This is a genomic window from Achromobacter sp., assembly GCF_036567245.1.
Taxonomy (GTDB): Bacteria; Pseudomonadota; Gammaproteobacteria; order Burkholderiales; family Burkholderiaceae_B; genus Achromobacter.
The window spans coordinates 1-20,891 of sequence record NZ_DATCUY010000339.1 but is presented as its reverse complement, the minus strand read 5'-3'; the positions used below and the strand labels follow the sequence as shown (position 1 = coordinate 20,891).

17 protein-coding genes and 1 pseudogene are annotated in these 20,891 nt (G+C 66.3%); 13 read left to right on the top strand and 5 right to left on the bottom strand.

All coding sequences use genetic code 11. The annotated features are described in order from the left end of the window. Positions 1–127 (bottom strand): annotated as a pseudogene (locus tag VIR09_RS14725) (chorismate--pyruvate lyase); the annotation flags it as partial. 290 nt (positions 128–417) lie between these two features. Here VIR09_RS14725 and VIR09_RS14720 point away from each other — a divergent pair. From VIR09_RS14720 to VIR09_RS14680, 9 genes are all read left to right on the top strand, one after another. Next, positions 418–1,308, top strand: coding sequence for a nitrilase family protein (locus tag VIR09_RS14720; protein ID WP_332013533.1), 891 nt, complete (start codon positions 418–420; stop codon positions 1,306–1,308). Between the two features lie 39 nt (positions 1,309–1,347). Further along, positions 1,348–2,514, top strand: coding sequence for a substrate-binding protein (locus VIR09_RS14715; RefSeq protein ID WP_332013532.1), 1,167 nt, complete (start codon positions 1,348–1,350; stop codon positions 2,512–2,514). Positions 2,515–2,567: 53 nt separating this feature from the next. Then, complete coding sequence (locus VIR09_RS14710) at positions 2,568–3,401, top strand: branched-chain amino acid ABC transporter permease (RefSeq protein WP_332013531.1); 834 nt, start codon at positions 2,568–2,570, stop codon at positions 3,399–3,401. Continuing rightward, complete coding sequence (locus tag VIR09_RS14705; RefSeq protein ID WP_332013530.1) at positions 3,394–5,217, top strand: ABC transporter permease subunit; 1,824 nt, start codon at positions 3,394–3,396, stop codon at positions 5,215–5,217. The genes VIR09_RS14710 and VIR09_RS14705 overlap by 8 nt, the downstream gene beginning before the upstream one ends. Continuing rightward, positions 5,214–5,930: an ABC transporter ATP-binding protein gene (locus tag VIR09_RS14700; protein ID WP_332013529.1), complete on the top strand. Its 717-nt coding sequence runs from the start codon at positions 5,214–5,216 to the stop codon at positions 5,928–5,930. Before VIR09_RS14705 ends, VIR09_RS14700 begins: the two co-directional genes overlap by 4 nt. A 61-nt stretch (positions 5,931–5,991) precedes the next feature. Continuing rightward, positions 5,992–7,155, top strand: a complete 1,164-nt coding sequence (locus tag VIR09_RS14695; protein WP_332013528.1) for a transporter substrate-binding domain-containing protein — start codon at positions 5,992–5,994, stop codon at positions 7,153–7,155. A gap of 2 nt (positions 7,156–7,157) precedes the next feature. Next, positions 7,158–7,793 (top strand): ANTAR domain-containing response regulator, encoded by a 636-nt coding sequence (locus tag VIR09_RS14690; protein ID WP_332013527.1) that lies wholly within the window; start codon positions 7,158–7,160, stop codon positions 7,791–7,793. Positions 7,794–7,829: 36 nt separating this feature from the next. Continuing rightward, positions 7,830–9,329 (top strand): M81 family metallopeptidase, encoded by a 1,500-nt coding sequence (locus tag VIR09_RS14685; protein ID WP_332013526.1) that lies wholly within the window; start codon positions 7,830–7,832, stop codon positions 9,327–9,329. A 36-nt stretch (positions 9,330–9,365) separates the two neighbouring features. Beyond that, entirely contained in the window at positions 9,366–10,097 is a 732-nt protein-coding gene (locus VIR09_RS14680) for a pseudouridine synthase (RefSeq protein ID WP_013393347.1), read from the top strand. A gap of 85 nt (positions 10,098–10,182) precedes the next feature. Here the strand turns inward: VIR09_RS14680 and VIR09_RS14675 are convergent, their stop codons facing one another. Next, positions 10,183–11,088: a LysR family transcriptional regulator gene (locus VIR09_RS14675; RefSeq protein WP_332013535.1), complete on the bottom strand. Its 906-nt coding sequence runs from the start codon at positions 11,086–11,088 to the stop codon at positions 10,183–10,185. Between the two features lie 272 nt (positions 11,089–11,360). Here VIR09_RS14675 and VIR09_RS14670 point away from each other — a divergent pair, with 272 nt between their 5' ends. The 3 genes from VIR09_RS14670 to adeC are packed head-to-tail and all read left to right on the top strand — an operon-like array spanning position 11,361 to position 17,204. Continuing rightward, positions 11,361–12,545, top strand: coding sequence for an efflux RND transporter periplasmic adaptor subunit (locus VIR09_RS14670; RefSeq protein ID WP_332013534.1), 1,185 nt, complete (start codon positions 11,361–11,363; stop codon positions 12,543–12,545). Between the two features lie 13 nt (positions 12,546–12,558). Further along, on the top strand, positions 12,559–15,741 hold the full coding sequence (locus tag VIR09_RS14665; protein ID WP_332013525.1) for an efflux RND transporter permease subunit: 3,183 nt from the start codon (positions 12,559–12,561) through the stop codon (positions 15,739–15,741). After that, a complete protein-coding gene (gene adeC / locus VIR09_RS14660) occupies positions 15,738–17,204 on the top strand; it encodes an AdeC/AdeK/OprM family multidrug efflux complex outer membrane factor (RefSeq protein WP_332013524.1) in 1,467 nt (488 codons plus the stop codon). Before VIR09_RS14665 ends, adeC begins: the two co-directional genes overlap by 4 nt. A gap of 79 nt (positions 17,205–17,283) precedes the next feature. On the opposite strand, the gene VIR09_RS14655 is transcribed toward adeC, so the two are convergent. Both VIR09_RS14655 and VIR09_RS14650 read right to left on the bottom strand, forming a co-directional pair. Continuing rightward, positions 17,284–17,535 carry a GlsB/YeaQ/YmgE family stress response membrane protein gene (locus tag VIR09_RS14655; protein ID WP_013393352.1) on the bottom strand — a complete coding sequence of 84 codons (252 nt, stop codon included), beginning with the start codon at positions 17,533–17,535 and terminating at the stop codon, positions 17,284–17,286. Between the two features lie 132 nt (positions 17,536–17,667). Further along, the gene (locus tag VIR09_RS14650; protein ID WP_332013523.1) at positions 17,668–18,282 is read right to left on the bottom strand and encodes an SCO family protein; all 615 of its coding nucleotides are present in this window, start codon (positions 18,280–18,282) and stop codon (positions 17,668–17,670) included. A gap of 248 nt (positions 18,283–18,530) precedes the next feature. Here VIR09_RS14650 and VIR09_RS14645 point away from each other — a divergent pair, with 248 nt between their 5' ends. Continuing rightward, the gene (locus VIR09_RS14645) at positions 18,531–19,286 is read left to right on the top strand and encodes a class I SAM-dependent methyltransferase (protein ID WP_332013522.1); all 756 of its coding nucleotides are present in this window, start codon (positions 18,531–18,533) and stop codon (positions 19,284–19,286) included. Between the two features lie 53 nt (positions 19,287–19,339). On the opposite strand, the gene VIR09_RS14640 is transcribed toward VIR09_RS14645, so the two are convergent. Next, positions 19,340–20,891, bottom strand: a 1,552-nt coding sequence (locus tag VIR09_RS14640; protein WP_332013521.1) for a M3 family metallopeptidase, incomplete at its 5' end; no start/stop codon positions are given.

Here is a 20,891-nt window from a genome sequence, read left to right as displayed (position 1 = left end):
GGCGCAAGCCGGCGGTCAGCGCGCCCGGGCGGAACAGCCAATGGCGCGGGGCAGGGGGCAGGATGGGCGGCGCGCTGGCCAGCCAGCCTGCGGCAAGAGGAGGGTGATGTGCTGCGGGTTTGCTCATGGCTGCGTATTATGCCAAGGCGGGCGGATTGGCCCAATGCGTCGCAATGACGCAGCGCCGGCTGGCGCGCTCCGGCGGCCTGGCTCACCGTCCGGGAAAGCACTTATTGTCGCAGGAACCCACGCCTCCCTATCATTCGCACACGGTCAACATTGACCTGAACGGCTCGCAGTACCCCCGCAGCAATGATTGCTGCCTGAACATACAGTCTTGGCTATAGAAGCCCCCGACTTGCACGCAATGCGTGGTCGGGGGCTTTTTCGTTTTCAATTTCTGAATATGGAGCTCGCATGCAAGCGTCGGATCCGCAACGTTCTCCCGCCTCCGTGACCTGGGTGGCCAGCGTGCAGATGGAGCCCGTGATCGGCGAAGTCGCCGCCAACATCGCCCGTTCCATCGAATTGGTGGAGTCGGCCGCGGCCCAGGGCGCGCGGCTGGTGGTACTGCCTGAACTGGCCAATACGGGCTATATGTTCGAAAGCCGCGAGGAAGCCTGCGCCCTGGCCGAAGCGGTGCCGGAAGGCCCCAGCTCGCAGGCATGGATCGCGTTGGCGCAGCGTCTGGGCATCTATCTGGTGGCGGGCATCGCCGAGCGCGTGGGCGGCCGGCTCTACAACGCCGCGCTGGTCGCGGGGCCGCAGGGCTATTTGGGCACCTACCGCAAGCTGCATCTGTGGGGCGACGAAAACCTGTACTTCGAGGCCGGCGATCTGGGCTTGCCCGTGTTCGACACCGAACTGGGCCGCATCGGCGTGGCCATTTGCTACGACGGCTGGTTTCCCGAGGTCTACCGGCTGCTGGCGGTGCGCGGCGCGGACATCGTGGCGGTGCCGACCAATTGGGTGCCGATGCCGGGGCAGACGCGCGACGGACCCGTCATGGCTCATGCGCTGACCATGAGCGGCGCCCACAGCAACGGTCTGACGGTGGTTTGCGCCGACCGCGTCGGCACCGAGCGCGGCCAGCCCTTCGTGGGTCGCAGCCTGATCGTGGGTTCCCAGGGCTGGACGGCGGCAGGACCGGCCAGCATCGACCAGGAGGAAGTGCTGCTGGCGCCCATAGACGTGCCGGCCTCGCGTCGCGCGCGCCAGCTGAATGATTTCAACCACGTGCTGCGCGACAGGCGCCGCGATATCTATGACGAGCAGTTGGGCGCCGCCGCAAGTCCGCGGCAACGCTAAGCGACGGTCATCGGCCGTTCCCCCCCAAGGAGAAAAACCATGAAGAGCCTATTCAATAGCTGCCGCATCCGCCTGTCGTTTATCGCATTGCTTACCGCGGCAGGCGGCGCCCATGCCGCGGAACCGCTGCGCATCGGCGTGCCCGTCGGCCTGTCCGGCGCCAACAGTGTGGTGGCGCCCGGCGTGGTGCAGGCCTCGCAACTGGCCGCGGACGAGATCAACGCGGCCGGCGGCATCCTGGGCCGCCAGATCGTGCTGGAGATCGCCGACGACGCCTCGGGCGCGGTCGGGGCGCAGAAGGCCTACGACACGCTGGTGTTCCAGAAGAAGGTCGACGCCATCATCGCCATGGAAACCAGCGCGGCGCGCAATGCCGCGCTGCCCATCGTGTCGCGCGGCAAGGTGCCCTACATCTACACCTCCTTCTACGAGGGACGCTCCTGCAACCGCTGGCTGCATGTGAACGGCTGGGTGCCCGAGCAGCAGGTGGCGCCGGTGGTGGACCATTTCATGCAGGACCGCAAGGCCAAGACCTTCTTCCTGGTCGGCAGCGACTACGCCTTCGGCCGCGGCATGCTCAAGTTCACGCGGGAATACATCGAAAAGCAGGGCGGACGCGTGGTGGGCGAGGAATACCTGCCTATCGACGGCTCCGACTGGACGCCGGTGGTGTCCAAGATACGTTCAGCCAACCCGGACGCGCTGATCAGCTCGACAGCGGGCGGCGGCCCCAATGTCAGCCTGGCCAAGCAGGTCAAGGCGGCGGGCCTGTCCATGCCCTACGGCAACCTGGCGATAGACGAGGGCACCGCCAAGACCATGGGCGACACGGCCGTTGGCATGTACATGTCGGCCTCGTACCTGACCAGCATCGATACGCCTCAGAACCGCAAGTTCCTGGACGGCCTGAAGGCGAAATTCGGCAGCGACGCCAAGACCGCCAACGAATTTTCTGCGCCCCAGTATGAAGCCTTCTACCTGTACAAGGCGGCGGTCGAAAAGGCGGGCGGCACCGATGCGCCCAAGGTGGTGCAGGCCTTGAGCGCGGTCACGTTCGATGGCCCGCGCGGCCCCGTGACCATGGATCGCCAGCGTCACGCGGCGTTGACCATGCGTCTGGGCCAGGTGCAGCAGGACGGCTCCATCAAGATCCTGCAGACCTTCGACAAGGTCGATCCGGGCGCGCAATGCCCGGACCTGAAGTGACGGCCATGCCATGACACGCGCCGCCGGTCCTGCCGGCGGCGCCGGAGAACGATATGGGTTTGCTGCTGGACATCCTGAGCACGGCCGCCATGCTGTTCATCGTGACAGCCGGGCTGATGATCATCTTCGGCGTGATGAAGATCGTCAACTTCGCGCATGGCGCGATTCTTACCCTGGGCAGCTATGCCAGCCTGGTGGTGACGCAGCTGGGGCTGAATCCCTGGCTGGCGCTGCCGTTCGCGCTGGCGGTCGGCGTGCTGGTGGGCATGGGCGTGGAACGCCTGATCGTGCAGCCGCTGTATAAACGACCGCTGGACGCCATCCTGGCTACCTGGGGACTGGGCATCGTGATCGGCCAGCTCATCACCATGGCTTTCGGGCGCGAAGTGAAGTTCGCGGATTCGCCCATCCATGGCGCGGTGTCCTTCCTGGGCATCGAGTATTCGGCATACCGGCTGTTCCTGTTGCCGGCGGCGCTGCTCATGTATGCCGCCATGACCCTGCTGCTCAGCGGTACGCGCTTCGGCGTGCGGACCCGGGCGGTGATCATGAACGAGGACCTGGCGCGCGGCCTGGGCATCAACGCCGAGCGCATCCGCTTCACCACCTTTGGCCTGGGCGCGGGGCTGGGCGCGCTGGCCGGCGCGCTGATCACGCCGCTTTCCAGCGTCGATCCGAACATGGGCCTGCCCTGGTTGGTCAGCGCCTTCATGCTGGTCATGGTGTCGGGCCATTCGATCACCGCGCTGATGCTGACCTGCCTGGTCTACGGCGCCTGCCAGGTGCTGGTAAGCGTCTACGTCAGCCCGATCCTGGGCGGCGTCACCATCGCCGTGCTGGCCGCGTTGACGCTGCGCCTGCGTCCCCAAGGATTCGCCCATGACTGATCGCGCACTCACTCAACAGACGCTGGACGGCGGCGCCGCCGACGCTTCGGCGCGGACTTCGCGCAGTCGCAGCCTGCTGGGGTTGGCCGGGCTGTGCCTGGTCCTGACGGCGGTGGGCCCCTGGCTGTTCGACACCTATCTGCTGAACGTGCTGATCAAGGCGCTGTTCTTCGCCGTGACGGCGGTCACCGTGGACGTGTTGTGGGGTTACACCGGCTACCTGACCTTTGGCCAGTCTGCCTTCTTCGGCGTGGGGGCCTATGCCGCGGGCCTGGCCTTTACGCACTACGGATTCTCGCCGGCGGTAGCCGCGCTGGCAGCCCTGGCGGCGGTGGGCGCCGCCGCGCTGCTGGCGTTGGTGACCGGCTGGCTGTCGTTCTATCGCGGCGCGTCGCCGTTCTTCGCCACGGTGATCTCGCTGGTGCTGCCCATCGTGCTGATGCAACTGGTGCTGTCCGGCGGCACCTATACCGGTTCTTCGTCCGGCCTGACCGGCTACGAGACCTTCGATCTCTCGCTGGAGGCCTGGTATGTGATCGCGGCGGGCGGCCTGTCGGCGGTGGCGTTGCTGGCGTGGGTGGTGGTGCGCAGCGACGGCGGCCGCCTCCTGGTGGCGCTGCGCGACAACGAGGCGCGCTGCAGCTACCTAGGACTGACCACGGCGCACTGGCGCATTGCGCTGCTGGTGGTCTGCGGCGCGGTGGCCGGCCTGGCAGGCTTCGGCTACGGTGCGTTCAGCGGCGTGGTGGCGCCTGAACTCACGGGCTTCGTCTTCGGTACGGAGCTGATCATCTGGGTGGCGCTGGGTGGGCGCGGCACCATCTGGGGGCCGGTGCTGGGAGCCATCCTCATCAATGTTGCGGGTTCCTATCTCAGCGGCAACATGCCATTCGTCTGGCAACTGCTGCTGGGCGTGACCTTCGTCCTGGTGATCCTGTTGTTGCCGCGCGGACTCCTGCCCCTGTTGACGGCGCCCTGGCGCGGGCGGGTGGCGAAGGCGGCCACGCCTGCGCTGGGTGAGCGTGCGGTGCCGCCCCGGCAAGCGGGCGGCGCGGCCCGGGCCTTGAGCCTGGCGGGTGTGTCCAAGCACTTCGGCAGCCTGAAGGTGCTGGAAGGCATAGACCTGCAAGCCAACGGTGGCGAACTGGTCGGGCTGATCGGCCCCAACGGCGCCGGCAAGACCACGCTGATGCGCTGCATCGCGGATGGCGCCGAACGGTCCCAAGGCAGGCTGGAACTCTATGGCCACGAGGTGCGACGCGATGGTCCGGAGCAATGCGTGCGCCATGGGTTGGGCCGCAAGTTCCAGAACGCCAACGTGTTCGACACGCTGACCGTGGCAGAAAGCCTGCGCATCGCGACCACGCTGCGCGAGCCGCCGTCGTGGTGGCGTCGGGCGCCGACGCTGGATCTGCCGCCCTATGCGTTGGAGACGCTGCGCGTGACCGGCCTGGACCAGTGCCTGGACAGCGTGGCGCGCGACCTGTCGCACGGACAGCAGCAGGCGCTGGAACTGGCGATGGTGCTGGCGTTGGAGCCGGGCATCGTACTGCTTGACGAACCCACGGCCGGGCTGAGCAAGGCCGAACGCCTGCAGATCGGCCATGTGCTGTCGTCGCTGGCGCACCGCTATGGCCTGTGCTGCCTGCTGGTGGAGCACGACCTGGATTTCGTCAAGGAAATCGCGACGCGCATCGTGGTCCTGCACCAGGGCCGCATCGTCATGGACGGCGGATTCCGCGAGGTCGTGGAATCCGAACTGGTGCGCACCATCTACGCCGGTAGCGCGACGGCCGCGCAAGGAGCAGGGCAATGACGACCATCGCGGCGCCGGCGTTGCGCCTGGAAGAGGTGTCCAGCGGCTACAAGAGGGCCATGGTGCTGCACGACGTATCGCTCACGGTGGAGCGAGGCTCATGCGTGGCCTTGCTGGGCAAGAACGGCATGGGCAAGAGCACTTTGCTCAAGACAGTCATGGGCTATCTGCCCAAGCAGCGCGGCCGTGTCAGCGTGGGCGGGGTGGACGCGACCCGCTTGCGGCCACACGAAGTGGCGCGTTGCGGCGTGGCCTACGCCGCCCAGGAGCAACCGCTGTTTCCGGATCTGAGCATCCGCGACAACCTGCGCCTGGGGCTGCCGCGGGAACAGCTCTTCGACCAGCGCTTCGCCGAGATCGCCGAACTGTTTCCGGTATTCACGACCCGTTTGCGCCAGCACGCGGGCACCTTGTCGGGCGGAGAACAGAAAATGCTGCTGGTGGCGCGCGGGTTGATGCAGCGGCCCGCGCTGTTGCTGCTGGACGAGATCACCGAAGGATTGCAGCCTTCGGTGATCGAGCGCCTGGGCCGCGCGCTGAACTGGGAGCGCGAACGGCACGGTACGACGATGTTCATCGTGGAGCAGAACGTGGCCTTCGCCCTGGACGTGGCCGACCGCTATCTGGTGCTCAAGCAGGGCAGCATTGTCGACGAAGGCGAGGCTGGCGCGTCCGAGGCCGCGGGCAATATCATTGCTCATCTCAAAGTATGAACGCCATCCGGCCCGAATTCACCATGACGCACGCGCGCAGCATCCGTACAAGGATTCCATCATGACTACGCCCCAGGACAAGGACGCGGAGCGGCCTGGCTGGCGCATTGGCGTGCTCTATTCGCGCAGCGGCGTCACCGGCACCACGGAATCGCAGCATTTCTTCGGCACGGTGCTGGCAGTGGAAGAAATCAACGAGCTGGGCGGCGTGCTGGGCCGGCCGCTGGCGCCAGTGGCCTACGACCCGCGCAGCGACGCCGAGGAATACCGCCGCCTGGCGGCGCGCCTGCTGCTGGACGATGAAGTCAGCGTCATCTTCGGCGGCTGCACTTCGCATTGCCGCAAGGCCATGCTGCCGGTGGTGGAGCGCAGCAATTCCCTGCTCTGGTACGGCTCGGTCTACGAAGGCTTCGAATATTCGCCCAACGTCATCTATACCGGGGCGGCGCCCAACCAGGGCAGCATGCAGCTGGCGGCCTACCTGATCCAGAACTGCGGCTCGCGCATCTTTCTGGTGGGCGCAGACTACATCTACCCGCGCGAAACCAACCGGATCATGCGCGAAACCGTCGAGGAGCACGGCGGCGAGATCCTGGACGAAACCTATCTGCCGCTGGGCTGCGACGACAGCGAGATCAACGACGTGGTCGCCGACATTCGCCGCATCCAGCCCGACGTGGTGTTTTCCACTCTGATCGGCTCGGATGCGCAGCGTTTCTACCAGCGCTACCACGAGGCCTGCCAGGCCGAGGGCACGACAGCCTCGCATATCCCCATCGCCAGCCTGACGATGGCGGAATCGGAGGTGGCGGAGATCGGCCCGCAGCGCTGCGTGGGCCATATCACCGCGGCGACCTATTTCAACACGGTGGACACGCCCGCCAACGCGCATTTCCTGGCTCGCTGGCGCGAGCGCTTCGGCGATCATCCCGCCAGCGTCTATGCAGAGACCTGCTATAGCCAGATGCACCTGTTCGCGCGCGCCTTGCAGCGCGTGGGCAGCATGGACACCCGCAAGCTGGTGCAGGCGGTGCACCAGGTGCAGTTCGACGCGCCGGACGGGCAGATGTCCGTGCTGGCGGAAAACAATCACAGCGTGCTGACGCCGCGCATCGGCGTGTGCCGCGAGGACGGGCGCTTCGACATCGTCTGGGAAAGCGACGAACCGGTGAAACCAGACCCGTACCTCACCGCGTTCGGGCTGGACGAGTTTTGGTTGAAATAGCCATGGACCATAGCCTACGCCGCCTCTACGAGGACTTGCGCAGTGTGGCCGTCGCCGTGGTGTACCCGCCGGGCGAGGATCGCGACGTGCTGGTCGAACAGCTCAAGCGCATCGGTTGCCGCATCCATCTGCACTGGCCGTTTCCGGATGGCCCGCCCGCCGGGGTGGACGTCATTTTCTTCCAGGTCTCGCAATGCGGCCGCAACAGCGCCGCCTGGTCGGCCAGCGAGGTCGAGGCCACCCTGATCGCCTTGTCCGAGTACGAAACGCCGACCACGCTGAAACAGCTGCTCAAGACCAACGCGCACGGCGTGCTGACGCGGCCGTTCCGCTCGGCCGGCGTACTCAGCACGCTGGTGTTGGCGCGTTCGGCCAAGCAGTTCCAGGGCCGCCAGCAGTCCAAGATCAACAAGCTGGAAAGCACCATCAAGGCGCGGCGCGTCATCGAAAAAGCTATCCGCGTGCTGATGGACCACCAGGGCCTGGACGAGCGCGCCGCCTACGAGCATATGCGGACCCGGGCGACGGGCTTGCGCGTGAGCGTGGCGGAAGTGGCCGCGATGATTATCGAGGCCAGCGAGGCCATGGAGAAACTCGGCCTGGGCGCCCTGCGGCCAGGGCCGTCCCAGCACAACTGAACGCACTGTAAATACGCGCACGCCAGGAGCCGGAAAATGAAGGTCATGATCGCCCGCCTGAACCACGAGACCAACACGTTCTCGCCGGTGCCCACGCCGCTGTCCGCATTCGGCAATGACGGCCCTGCCTTCGGCGCCCAGGCCTACGCGGAAAACAAGGGCAAGCGCACGGCCATGTCCGCCTTCATCGATATCGCCGAGGCCAACGGCGCGACGGTGGTTACGCCGGTGTCCGCCACGGCGTACCCCAGCGGACGGGTGTCGGCGGACGCCTATAGCCAGCTATGCGACGCGATCGTGGCCGGCGCGCAGGGCTGTAGCGCCATCCTGCTCGACCTGCACGGCGCGATGGTGGCCGAGACCACCGACGACGGCGAGGGCGATCTGCTGGAGCGCCTGCGGCGGCGCACTCCGGACGTGCCCATCGCGGTGGCGCTGGACCTGCACGGCAACGTCACGCCCAAGATGATGGCCAATGCCGACGTGATCGTCAGCTTCAAGACCTATCCGCACGTGGACATGTACGAGACCGGCCAGCACGCGGGACGCATCCTGTACGACTGGCTCAACGGCGGTCCCCGCCCGGTCATGGCTTGGCGACGGCTGCCGCTGATGACGCACACCCTGCGCAGCGCCACGGCCGGGGGCGCCATGCGCAATGCGGTGCAAGCGGCGCGGCGTGCGGAAGCGGATGGCATGCTGGGAGTTTCCGTGTTGGCGGGTTTCGCGCTGGCAGACATTCCCGACCCATGCCTGAGTGTGGTCGTGGTGGGTTCAGGGCGGCAGGAGCAGGCGGAGCGGGTCGCGGCCGACATGGCAGAGGCCATCTGGGCCGAGCGCGACGGCTACTTCTACGACAGCGAGCCCCTGGTGGCATCGCTGGCCCGCGCGGCGGAGTTGGCCTGTGGCGCGGACCGGCCCGTGCTCTTGCTGGACCACGGCGACAACTGCATGTCCGGCGGCACCTGCGACACCATGGAGGTGCTGATGGCCGCGGTGGACGCCGGCCTGACCGGCATCATCGCGGGGCTGTTTTGCGACCCCGAAGCCGTCGCGGCGCTGGCCGCGGCGGGCGAGGGCGGCGAGGTGGCGCTGCTGGTGGGCAACAAGCGGCCGATTCCCGCCATCGGCCGCCCGGCTGCGCCCGTGCTGCTGCGCGGAGTCGTCCGAGCCGTGACCAACGGCGAATACGTCATCACGGGTCCGACCTATACGGGGCAGACGGCATGCATGGGCCGCAGCGCGGTGCTGGATATCGGCGCCGCGCAATTGGTGATCACCGAGAGAACCCACGAGCCCTGGGATCTGGGGGTGTTCGAAAGCATGGGGCTGGACCCGCGCCGGGCCCGCTTTGTGCTGGTGAAGTCGCGCATGTATTGCCGCCCGGTGTTCGAACCCATCTCCCAGGCGCTGGTGGAATGCGCCAGCGCGGGCGTCACCAGTTCGGATTTCGCGCTGTTTCCCTACCAGCGCCGCAGCCGGCCGCTCTATCCGCTGGACCCCATGGAGCCGTCGGACTACGACTGCGCAGCCTGAGGCAGGGCCGGGTGGCGTCCGCATACAATACCGGCCATGGAAAAAGTACGTATCTCCAAGCTCATGTCCGAGCGTGGCTTGTGCTCGCGCCGCGAGGCCGACACTTATATCGAACGCGGCTGGGTCCGGGTCGACGGCGTGGTGGTGTCCGAACTGGGCGCCCGGGCCTACCCCGACCAGGTCATCACGCTGGAGCGCGCCGCGCAGGCGCGCCAGACCTCGCGCGTCACCATCCTGATCAACAAGCCCGTGGGCTACGTGTCCGGCCAGGCTGAAAAGGGCTATACGCCAGCCGTGGCCCTGATCGACTCCCGCTCCCGTTACGCCGGCGACCGCGCGCCGCAGCGGTTCGAGCGGGCGCACCTGGACGGGCTGGCCGTTGCCGGCCGCCTGGACATCGACTCGCAAGGCCTGCTGGTGCTGACGCAGGATGGCCGCATCGCCAAGCACCTGATCGGCGAAGACTCCAGCGTGGACAAGGAATACCTGGTGCGGGTGCAGGGAAATCTGTCCGACAACGGGCTGGCGTTGCTGAACCACGGCCTGTCCCTGGACGGCAAGGCGCTCAAGCCGGCCCAGGTCCGCTGGCAGAACAGCGACCAGTTGCGTTTCGTGCTGCGCGAAGGCAAGAAGCGCCAGATCCGCCGCATGTGCGAGCTGGTCGGCCTGAAGGTGATAGGCCTGAAGCGCGTGCGCATCGGACGGGTGTCGCTGGGCGACCTGCCGCTGGGGCAGTGGCGCTATCTGCGCGAGGACGAGCGTTTCTAGGCGCTTTTCGGCGGTTTGATTGTCCTGATTTACCGACAGGTGTTGTCGGCCGCCCTAAATTTTTCAGTCTGTTTCCGACGCCGGCTTATTGCATGAAAGCAGGAGTATTCTTCGCCTGCCCGCTGTCTCCCAGGCGCTCCATCAGGAATTCGATGAAGATCCGGGTCTTGGCGGGCAGCAGCCGCGTCTCCGTTACCGCGTAGACCGGGAACGGCCCCAGTTGCCAATCGGGCAGCACACGCTGCAACTGGCCGGACTGCTGTTCGGCGGACTGGTCGCCCAGCAGGACCACGATGCCTGCGCCCAGCAACGCGAGGCGCCGGGCCATGGCTACCCCGTTGACGGAAAAGCGGTTGCCGGGCGTGAATTCGATGTGCTGGTGGCCGTCGGTCAAGGGCCAGCGGGTCACCTGTCCGGTGCCCTTGGCGCGGAACTCTATGCACTCGTGGCGGGTCAAGTCGCTGGGATGCTGCGGTTCGCCGTGCTTCTCCAGGTATTCGCGCGAGGCGTATAAATGGGCCGGCAGCATGCCCAGCAGCCTCGCAATCTGTGACGAATCGGGCAGTTCGCCGATTTCGATCGAAATATCGCAGGTCTGGAACACGCGCTGCGCGTGGTCCGGATTGGCCAGGTCCAGGAAAAACGTAACGTCCGGGTAGCGGCGGGAAAATTCCATGAACGATTCAGCCAGGAAGTCCGTGCCGAAATCCGCGGGCATGTTCACCCGCAGCGGCCCGGCCGGCGTATCGACCAGCTTCTGCAGTTCCTCATGGGCGATCTGCGCCTCGGCCACGATGTGCTGGCAACGGTCGAAGTACAGCCGGCCCGCGTCGGTCAGTTCGACCTTGCGGGTGGTGCGGCTGAGCAGCCGCAAGCCGATGGAGCGCTCCAGTTCGGCTACTTGGCGGGACAGCGTCGATTTCGGCACGCCGAGCAACGCCGCGGCGCGGCTGAAGCTGCGTGTCTTGGCGACTTCGACGAAAAGTTCCATGCCTTGCAATCGTTTCATGGCGCAATCTTGTCACATTCAATGGTGAAGCCATTGTCCCATAATTGGAATGATGTTTTCTCTATATGCCTCTTTGTTTCTGGGGCGGGATAACGCAGAATGCGAGTTCTGCAATGCAGCAATGCGACAAAGCCCGGCCTGCGTGTTCGAGGCAAATCCACCCAATCGATACGCGCGGAACGCAAACATGCGATCCGGGGCGGGCTTTTTTTTTGTTGAAATCGGGAATGCAATCTATGGATAAGAAAAGCGCTATGTGGCGCAGCGCGGCGGTCTTCACGCTGACGGCATCGGCTCTCACGCTGGCCGCTTGCGGCAAGAAGCAAGACGCTCCCCAGGCGGGCAAGCCCCAGGTAACGGTAGTGACGCTCGCCACGCAGCCCGTTTCGCTGACCACCGAACTGCCCGGCCGCACCTCGCCATTCCGCGTGGCCGAAGTGCGTCCGCAGGTCAATGGCATCGTCCAGAAGCGCCTCTTTACCGAGGGCGGTGAAGTCAAGGCGGGGCAGCAGCTCTACCAGATCGATCCTGCCCTCTACCAGGCGAGCCTGGACAGCCAGAAGGCCGCCCTGGCGCGTGCCCAGGCGCAGCAGAAGACGGCCGCGCTGCTGGCCGAGCGCTACAAGCCGCTGGTCGCCACCCGCGCGGTCAGCCAGCAGACCTATGACAACGCCGTCGCCTCGCGCGACCAGGCCGCCGCCGACGTGCTGTCGGCCAAGGCGGCGCTGGACACGGCGCGCATCAACCTGGTCTACACCAAGGTGCTGTCGCCCATCGACGGCATCATCGGCCGTTCCGCGGTGACCGAAGGCGCTCTGGTCACGGCCAACCAGACCACGGCCCTGGCCGCGGTGCAGCAAATCGATCCCATCTACGTCGACGTGACCCAATCCAGCGTCCAGCTGCTGCGCCTGCAGAACGCGCTGGCCAGCGGCCTGCTGAAGAAGGCCGATGGCGAGCAGGCTGCGCTGGTGACGCTGACCCTGGAAGACGGATCGCAATACAGCCAGCCGGGCAAGCTGCAGTTCTCGGAAGTGACGGTGGACCAGGGTACGGGTTCGGTCACCTTGCGCGCGGTGTTCGCCAACCCGGACCGCCGCCTGCTGCCGGGCATGTTCGTGCGCGCCCGCCTGGCAGACGGCGTGGCCGCCGACGGCCTGCTGGTGCCGCAACGGGGCGTGACGCGCAATCAGCGCGGCATCCCGACGGCCTTGGTGGTCAATGCCAAGAATCAGGTCGAATTGCGTGAACTGAAGACCGACCGCGCCATCGGCGACAAGTGGCTGGTCACCGACGGCCTGGCCGCCGGCGACAAGGTCATCGTCGAAGGCTTGCAGATGGTGCGCCCGGGCGCGGAAGTCGTCGCCACCGAAGCCAGCGCCGCTGCGCAGCCGGCGCAGCAGCCGCAAGCAGCCGCCGCGCCGGCCAAGCAGCAGTAGTCAGGAGCCTTGCATGGCAAAGTTTTTTATCGATAGACCGGTCTTCGCTTGGGTGATTGCGATCGTGCTGATGATGGCCGGCGCGCTGTCCATCCTGAAGCTGCCGGTCTCCCAGTACCCCAACATCGCGCCGCCGGCCATCGGCATCGCGGTGACCTACCCGGGCGCTTCCGCGCAGACCGTGCAGGACACCGTGGTGCAGGTGATCGAGCAGCAAATGAACGGCCTGGACGGCCTGCAGTACATCTCGTCGGAAAGCAACTCCGACGGCAGCATGTCCATCACCCTGACCTTCACGCAGGGCACCAACCCTGACACCGCGCAGGTCCAGGTGCAGAACAAGCTGTCGCTGGCGCAACCGCTCCTGCCGCAGGAAGTGCAGCAGCAGGGCATCCGCGTCACCAAGGCCACCAAGAACTTCCTGATCGTGGCGGGCTTCGTGTCCACCGACGGCTCGATGACCAAGGACGACCTGGCCGACTACGTCGCCTCCTACGTCCAGGATCCCATCAGCCGCACGCAGGGCGTGGGCGACTTCCAGCTGTTCGGCTCGCAGTATGCGATGCGCATCTGGCTGGATCCCGCCAAGCTCGTCAACTACGGCCTGACCACGGTCGACGTGGTGACGGCGATCAAGGAACAGAACGTGCAGGTGTCGTCCGGCCAGTTGGGCGGCCTGCCGTCGGTGCGTGGCCAGCAGCTGAACGCCACCATCATCGGGCCGTCGCGCCTGTCGACGCCGGAAGACTTCAGCCGCATCCTGCTCAAAGTCAACGCGGACGGTTCCCAGGTGCGCCTGGGCGACGTGTCCAGCATCGAGCTGGGCGGGCAGACCTACGCCATCGACAGCTTCTACAACGGCAAGCCGGCCTCGGGCCTGGCAGTCAAACTGGCGCCGGGCGCCAACGCGCTGGACACGGCGCAGGCGGTGCGCGACACCATCAACAACTTGAAGCCTTACTTCCCGCCGGGCATGGACGTCGTCTATCCGTACGACACCACGCCGTTCGTCAGCCTGTCGATCCACGAAGTGTTCAAGACGCTGGTGGAGGCCATCATCCTGGTCTTCCTGGTGATGTACCTGTTTTTGCAGAACTTCCGCGCCACCATCATTCCCACGCTGGCGGTGCCGGTGGTGTTGCTGGGCACGTTCGGCGTGCTGGCCGCGTTCGGCTATTCCATCAACACGCTGACCATGTTCGGCATGGTGCTGGCCATCGGCCTGCTGGTCGACGACGCCATCGTGGTGGTAGAAAACGTCGAGCGCGTGATGGCCGAAGAAGGCCTGACGCCCAAGCAGGCCACCCGCAAGTCCATGTCGCAGATCACCGGCGCCCTGATCGGCATCGCCATGGTGCTGGCGGCCGTGTTCATCCCCATGGCCTTCTTCGGCGGCTCCACCGGCGTGATCTATCGCCAGTTCTCGATCACCATCGTGTCGTCCATGGTGCTGTCCGTGATCGTGGCCATCGTGTTCACGCCGGCCTTGTGCGCGACCTTGCTCAAGCCCATTCCCAAGGGCCATCACGGCTCCAAGAGGGGTTTCTTCGGCTGGTTCAACCGCATGTTCGACCGCAGCAGCAACGGCTATGCCAACACCGTCGCTCGCGGCCTGAACCGCAGCAAGCGACTGATGGTGGTGTACCTGGCGCTGGTCATCGCCATGGGCTGGATGTTTACCCGCATCCCGACCGCGTTCCTGCCGGACGAGGACCAGGGCATCCTGTTCGCCCAGATCCAGACGCCTGCAGGCGCCACGGCCGAAAGCACCAAGGCCGTCATCGACGAGGCCACCAAGTACCTGCTGACCGAAGAAAAGGACGCCGTCACCTCGGTGTTCGCGGTCAACGGCTTCAACTTCGGCGGCCGCGGCCAGAACGCGTCCATCCTGTTCATCAAGCTACGCGACTGGGAAGAACGCGGCGACGCCCGCCTCAAGGCTGGCGCCGTGGCGGGGCGCGCCAACGCGCACTTCGCCAAGACCGAACGTCGGGCCCAGTTGTTCGTGGTGCCGCCGCCGTCCGTGATGGAATTGGGCAACGTCACCGGCTTCGACTTCCAGCTGATGGACCGCGCCGGCGTGGGCCACGAGAAGCTGCTTGCCGCGCGCAACCAGCTGCTGGGCGAAGCGGGCAAGAGTCCGGTCCTGCGGGGCGTGCGCCCCAACGGCATCGAAGACGCGCCGCAATACCAGCTCGACATCGACCGCGAGAAGGCCCGCGCCCTGGGCGTGGCCGTCTCGGACATCAACAGCACGCTGGCCACCGCCTGGGGTTCGTCGTACGTCAACGACTTCATCGATCGCGGCCGCGTCAAGAAGGTGTTCGCGCAGGGCGAGGCTTCCTCGCGCATGCTGCCGGAAGACTTGAACAAGTGGTACGTGCGCAATAACGCGGGCGACATGGTGCCGTTCTCGGCATTCGCCAAGGCCACCTGGAGCTATGGTCCGCAGAAGCTGAACCGCTACAACGGCGTGCCGTCGTACAACATCCAGGGCCAGGCGGCGCCGGGCTACAGCTCGGGCGCGGCGATGGAGGAAATGGAACGCCTGGCGGCCAAGCTGCCAGTGGGCGTGGGCTTTGAATGGACCGGCCTGTCGTTCGAAGAACGCCTGTCCGGCGCCCAGGCGCCTGCGCTGTACGCCATTTCGCTGATCGTGGTGTTCCTTTGCCTGGCGGCGCTGTACGAAAGCTGGACGATTCCGTCCGCGGTGATGCTGGTGGTGCCGCTGGGGATCATCGGGGCCTTGCTCGCCACCCTGGCGCGGGGCCTGTCCAACGACGTGTACTTCCAGGTGGGCCTCTTGACCACCATCGGCCTGGCGGCCAAGAACGCCATCCTGATCGTGGAGTTCGCCAAGGAGCACTACGAGCAGGGCGCCAGCCTGACGGAGTCGGCCATCCACGCCGCGCGGCAACGTCTGCGCCCCATCCTGATGACGTCGCTGGCGTTCATTCTGGGCGTGACCCCGCTGGCGATCTCGTCGGGCGCGGGTTCGGGCAGCCAGAACGCCATCGGCACGGGCGTGATCGGCGGCATGCTGACCGGCACCTTCCTGGCCATCTTCTTCGTTCCGGCCTTCTTCGTGATCATGCTGCGCGTCTTCAAGGTCAAGCGCATGAGCGAAAACGTCGACAAGCACGACACCAGCGCCAACGGTGCGCAGGACGTGTCGACGGAGGGCCAACCGCAATGACATTCCCGATGAGAACCTTGCTGTCTGTTTCCCTGGCGGCGGCCCTGGCGGGCTGCTCGCTGGCCCCTACCTACGAGCGGCCGGACGCGCCGGTCGACGCGGCCTATCCCACGGGCCCGTCCTACCAGGCGCTGCAGCCCGCCGGCGCGGGCGGCCTGCTGACCGCCGACATCGGCTGGCGCGATTTCTTCGGTTCGGATCCGCTGCTGCAACAGCTGATCGAACAGTCGCTGGCGAACAACCGCGACCTGCGCGTGGCGGCCCTCAACGTCGAAGCGGCGCGGGCGCAGTACCGCATCCAGCGTGCCGACCTGATGCCCAGCGTCGGCATTGCCGGCCAGGAAACGGCCCAACGTTCGCCGGCCGACCTGAGCGCGAGCGGCCGCGCCACCACCAGCCACAGCTACCAGGTCGGCGCCGCCATGTCGGCCTGGGAGCTGGACCTGTTCGGACGCATCCGCAGCCTGAGCGACAAGGCGCTGGAATCCTATCTGGCGCTGGATGAAACCCGCACGGCGACCCAGCTGACGCTGATCGCCGAGGTGGCCAATGCCTACCTGACCCTGCGCGCCGACCAGGAGCTGCTGAGCCTGACGCGCGACACGCTCAAGAGCCAGCAGGATTCCTTCAAGCTCACGCAGCAGAGCTACGACCAGGGCCTGTCCACGGCGCTGGACCTGAGCCAGGCGGAAGTGTCGTTGCGTACCGCCGAGCGCAACCAGTCGCAGTACACGCGCCAAGCCGCGCAGGATCGCAATGCGCTGGTCTTGCTGGTGGGCCAGCCGCTGTCGCCCGAGATCACGGCGGCGCTGGACAACGCGGTCAAGCTTGACGACTCCATGCTGCCGACCACGCTGCCCGGCGGCCTGCCGTCGGACCTGCTGGCGCGTCGCCCGGACATCCGCGCGGCCGAGCATCAGTTGAAGGGCGCCAACGCCAACATCGGCGCGGCGCGCGCGGCGTTCTTCCCGACCATCAGCCTGACCGGTTCGGCCGGCACCGCCAGCGCCAGCCTGGGCGGCCTGTTCGAAGGCGGTTCGGGCGCCTGGAGCTTCGTGCCCCAGATCACCGTACCGATCTTCGCCGGCGGCTCACTGCTCGCCGGCCTGGATCTGGCCAAGGTGCAAAAGAACATCCAGGTTGCGCAGTACGAAAAGTCGATCCAGACCGGTTTCCGCGAAGTGGCGGACGCCCTGGCCGGGCGCGGCACGCTGGACGAGCAGATCCAGGCGCAGCAGCTTCTGGTGGCCGCCAACCAGCGCGCCTACGACGCCTCGGACCAGCGTTTCCGCCAAGGCATCGACGACTACCTGAGCGTGCTGGATTCGCAGCGTTCGCTGTACACCGCGCAGCAGGCCCTGGTCGATACGCGCCGGGCCAGGCTGTCCAACCTGGTCACCTTGTACAAGGTGCTGGGTGGCGGCTGGACCGAACGCACCGTGACCGCCCAAGCCCAGCAGTAAGGGCGGACAAAAAGGGCGGGCGATAAAAAACGGGCCGATCGAAAGATCGGCCCGTTCTCATTCCTGATCCAGCAGGGCGTCAGGCGCGCTTCTTGGCGATCAGGCCCACCACGAACAGCACGACGATCGCGCCGACGACGGACCCGATCCAGCCCGCGGGTTCGCCCGGGGCGTACCAGCCCAGGGACTGGCCCAGGAAGCCGGCGACGACCGAGCCGACGATACCGAGGATGGTGGTCATGATGATCCCCATGTTCTGGTCTCCGGGCATGATGGCGCGGGCGATCAGGCCCACGACGAACCCGACGATGATCATGATGATGATGCTCATGCGCGTACTCCTTGCTGGAAGTAAAAGGGGGCAGTGTGGCTAGATGATACTCACGCCCTGCGCGCAGCGGCTGTAACAACTGGTGTATGGGGCGCGCAGGCAACATTCCGCCGCGCGACGCCCCGCCGATGCTCAGGAGGTCAGGTCGATCAGCTGGCGTACGTCCTTGGTCATGGCCTCGATGCTGTCGGTGTCCGAAGCCAGCAATCGCGCCTTGCCATCCTTGTCGAATATATACACGCCGCGGCTGTGCGTGACTTCGTACATATCGGCGTCGTCGCCCGGACGCGGCTTCTCGATCTGGTAGGCCACGCGATAGCGCCGCGCCAGGTCCGCGATCTGCTTTTCATCGCCGGTCACGCCGATGGCGTTGTTGTTGAAGGCGTTGACGTAGGCCTGCAGGATGTCCGGCGTGTCGCGGTGCGGGTCCACGCTGACGAACAGGATGCGCACATCGCGAGCCTTGTCGCCCAGGTTCTGCAGCACGGCCGTCAACTGCGCCATGGTGGTGGGGCAAACGTCCGGGCAACTGGCGTAGCCGAAGAACAGCAGCACCGTCTTGCCCTTCAGGCTGTCGCTGCTGATCGTCTTGCCGCCCGCGCCGGGCAGCGAGAACTTCAGGTCGGGCAGGTGGCCCTTGACGTTGTACAGGGTCCAATCGACGTTCCTGTCGCCGCAGGCAGCGAGAAACACGCACAGGGTCAGCAGCAGGCTGCGCAGGGCGCGGCCGGAAATGAGGTGTCGCATGAGTCCAAGGGCCGGTAGGGGGTAAACCTTTTGATTCTACCCGCAAGGCGCGGGCAGGGCAGAGCGCGCAGGCGGCGGGAACCGGGGGGCGGCTTGTCCTGGCGCAAGCGTAGGAGCCTGGAGCGGCCTGGCCACTTGTAAAGCTTTGTCTGTTTATTGTTTGGAAGTGGCGAAATCGCCTGATACGGCGGTATGGCTCCCGCTACATTCAGGGCCGTGTCAGATTTTAGAGTCTAGAGGCGCCACATATGGACATGCCGGTCAGGAATTCCTTGGGCTATCCCTACTATCCGTACTACCCCGTCGTGCTCGACCTCCTGCGCAGCCGCCTGGCGGACTCGGTGCTGGACGCGCCCTGCGGGCTGGGCTGGCTGGGCGACATGCTGCCCGCCGCCAGCGGCCGGCAGGTCGATATCGACGGCGTGGGCCTGTGGGAGTTTCCGCAGGCTGGCGGCGGCTATCGTCAGGTGAGCGAGCACGACCTGGAAACGCCGCTGACGGTGGCGACTTCCTACGACGCCGTGGTCTGCTGCGAGGCGATCCATCTGCTGACCAATCCCGGTGTGCTGATGCAGAGTTTCCACCGCGCATTGCGGCCGGGCGGCACGCTGATCGTCACCACGCCCAACACCTGGTACTTCCGTTCGCGCCTGCAGTTCCTGCTGCGCGGCTTCCATTCCGGGTTCCGGCCCATGGTGGGGCGGCAGCGCGGCGAGGATTACGTCACCTACTTCCCCTGGAGCTTTCCGCAGCTGCACCTGCTGCTCAAGCACTACGGCTTTACGGACATCACTTTGCACGACGTGGATGAGCACAAGCCCAAGCGCATGGTGGAGCATGTGCTGGCGGTGCCGTCGCGGTTGTACTACGGGCGCCGGCTCAGGCAGGCGCAAGACGAAGAGAGCCGCCGCTACTGGAAGCAGGCCGGCTCCGACCAGTCCGTGCATGGCCGCTGGTTGGTGATGTCGGCCCGCCGGCCGGTTGATGACTCCGCTGGCGGATAGAAAGAAAACGGCCCGCCAGGGCGGGCCGTCGGCTTGCGCACGGGGCGCGTAGCTCAGGTGGGCGTCATGCCGCTGTGGCGCAGCAGGGCGTCGATGCGCGGGGCGCGTCCGCGGAAGGCGGCAAAGGATTCAGCCGCCGGGCGTGAGCCGCCCACGGCCAGCACTTCGCGGCGGAAGCGTGCGCCGGTCTCGGGATCCAGCGTGCCCAGCGCGTTGCCGGCCTGCTTGGCGGCCGCTTCCTCGAATGCCTCGTAGGCGTCGGCCGACAGCACTTCCGCCCACTTGTAGCTGTAGTAGCCCGCGCCGTAACCGCCCGCGAACAAGTGCGAGAAGGCGTGCGGCAGGCGGTGCCAGGCCGGCGGGAACAGCACGGCCACTTCCTGGCGCACTTCCTGCAGCAGGGCCAGCACTTCGGCAACGGAGGCGCCCTGGGCGCGGTCGTGCATCAGCATGTCGAACAGCGCGAATTCGATCTGCCGCACGGTCTGCATGCCGCTCTGGTAGTTGCGGGCGGCGACCAGGCGGTCGTAGAGCGCGCGCGGCAGGGGCTCGCCCGTGTCGACGTGGGCGGACAGCTTTTGCACCACTGCCCATTCCCAGCAGAAGTTCTCCATGAACTGCGAGGGCAGCTCGATGGCGTCCCACTCCACGCTGGCGAAGGCCGCTGCGCCGGGCTCGTCCACTTCGGACAGCAGGGCGTGCAGCGCGTGGCCGGTTTCATGGAACAGCGTGATGACATCGTCGTGCGTCAGGACGGCTGCCTTGTCGCCGTTGGGGCGCGAGAAATTGCAGGTCAGGTAGGCAATGGGCGTCTGCACCTTTCCTGCCACGACGCGGCGCGTGCGCTCGCTGTCGACCCAGGCGCCGCTCTGCTTGCCGGAGCGGGCGTACAGGTCCAGGTACAGATAGCCGATGAGTTCGCCCTTGGGGCTTTCGACGCGCACGCCGCGCACGTCACTGTGCCAGGATGACACCGGAGTTTCCGCCAGGCGCACGTCGAACAGGGTTTCGATGACCTCGAACAGGCCGGACAGCACGCGCGGCTCGGTGAAGTACTGCTTCACCTCGTCTTCGGAATAGGCGTAGCGCGATTCGCGCAGGCGCTCGGAGGCGTAGGCCACATCCCAGGGCTGCAGGTCGTCCAGGCCCAGTTCGCCGGTGGCGTAGGCCTTCAGTTCGGCCAGGTCGCGCTGGGCGTAAGGCTTGGCGCGCGCGGCCAGGTCGCGCAGGAACACGGTGACTTCCCGGGCGTCGCGGGCCATGCGGGTCTGCAGGCGCAGCGCGGCGAAGGTGCCCAGACCAAGCAGGCCGGCTTCTTCGGCGCGCAGGGCCAGCAGTTCTTCGATCAGGGGCGAGTTGTCGAACTTGCCGTCGCCGTGTTCCGACGCCACGGTGCCGTAGCCGCGGTACAGCGCCTCGCGCAGCGAGCGGTCCTGGGCGTACTGCATGACGGGCAGGTAGCACGGCATCTTCAGCGTGAGCTTCCAGCCCGGCGTGCCGTCTTCCTCGGCGGCGGCGCGGGCGGCGGCCTGCACGTCCGCGGGAATGCCGGCCAGGCGGGCTTCATCTTCGATCAGCAGCGACCAGGCGTCGATCGAATCCAGC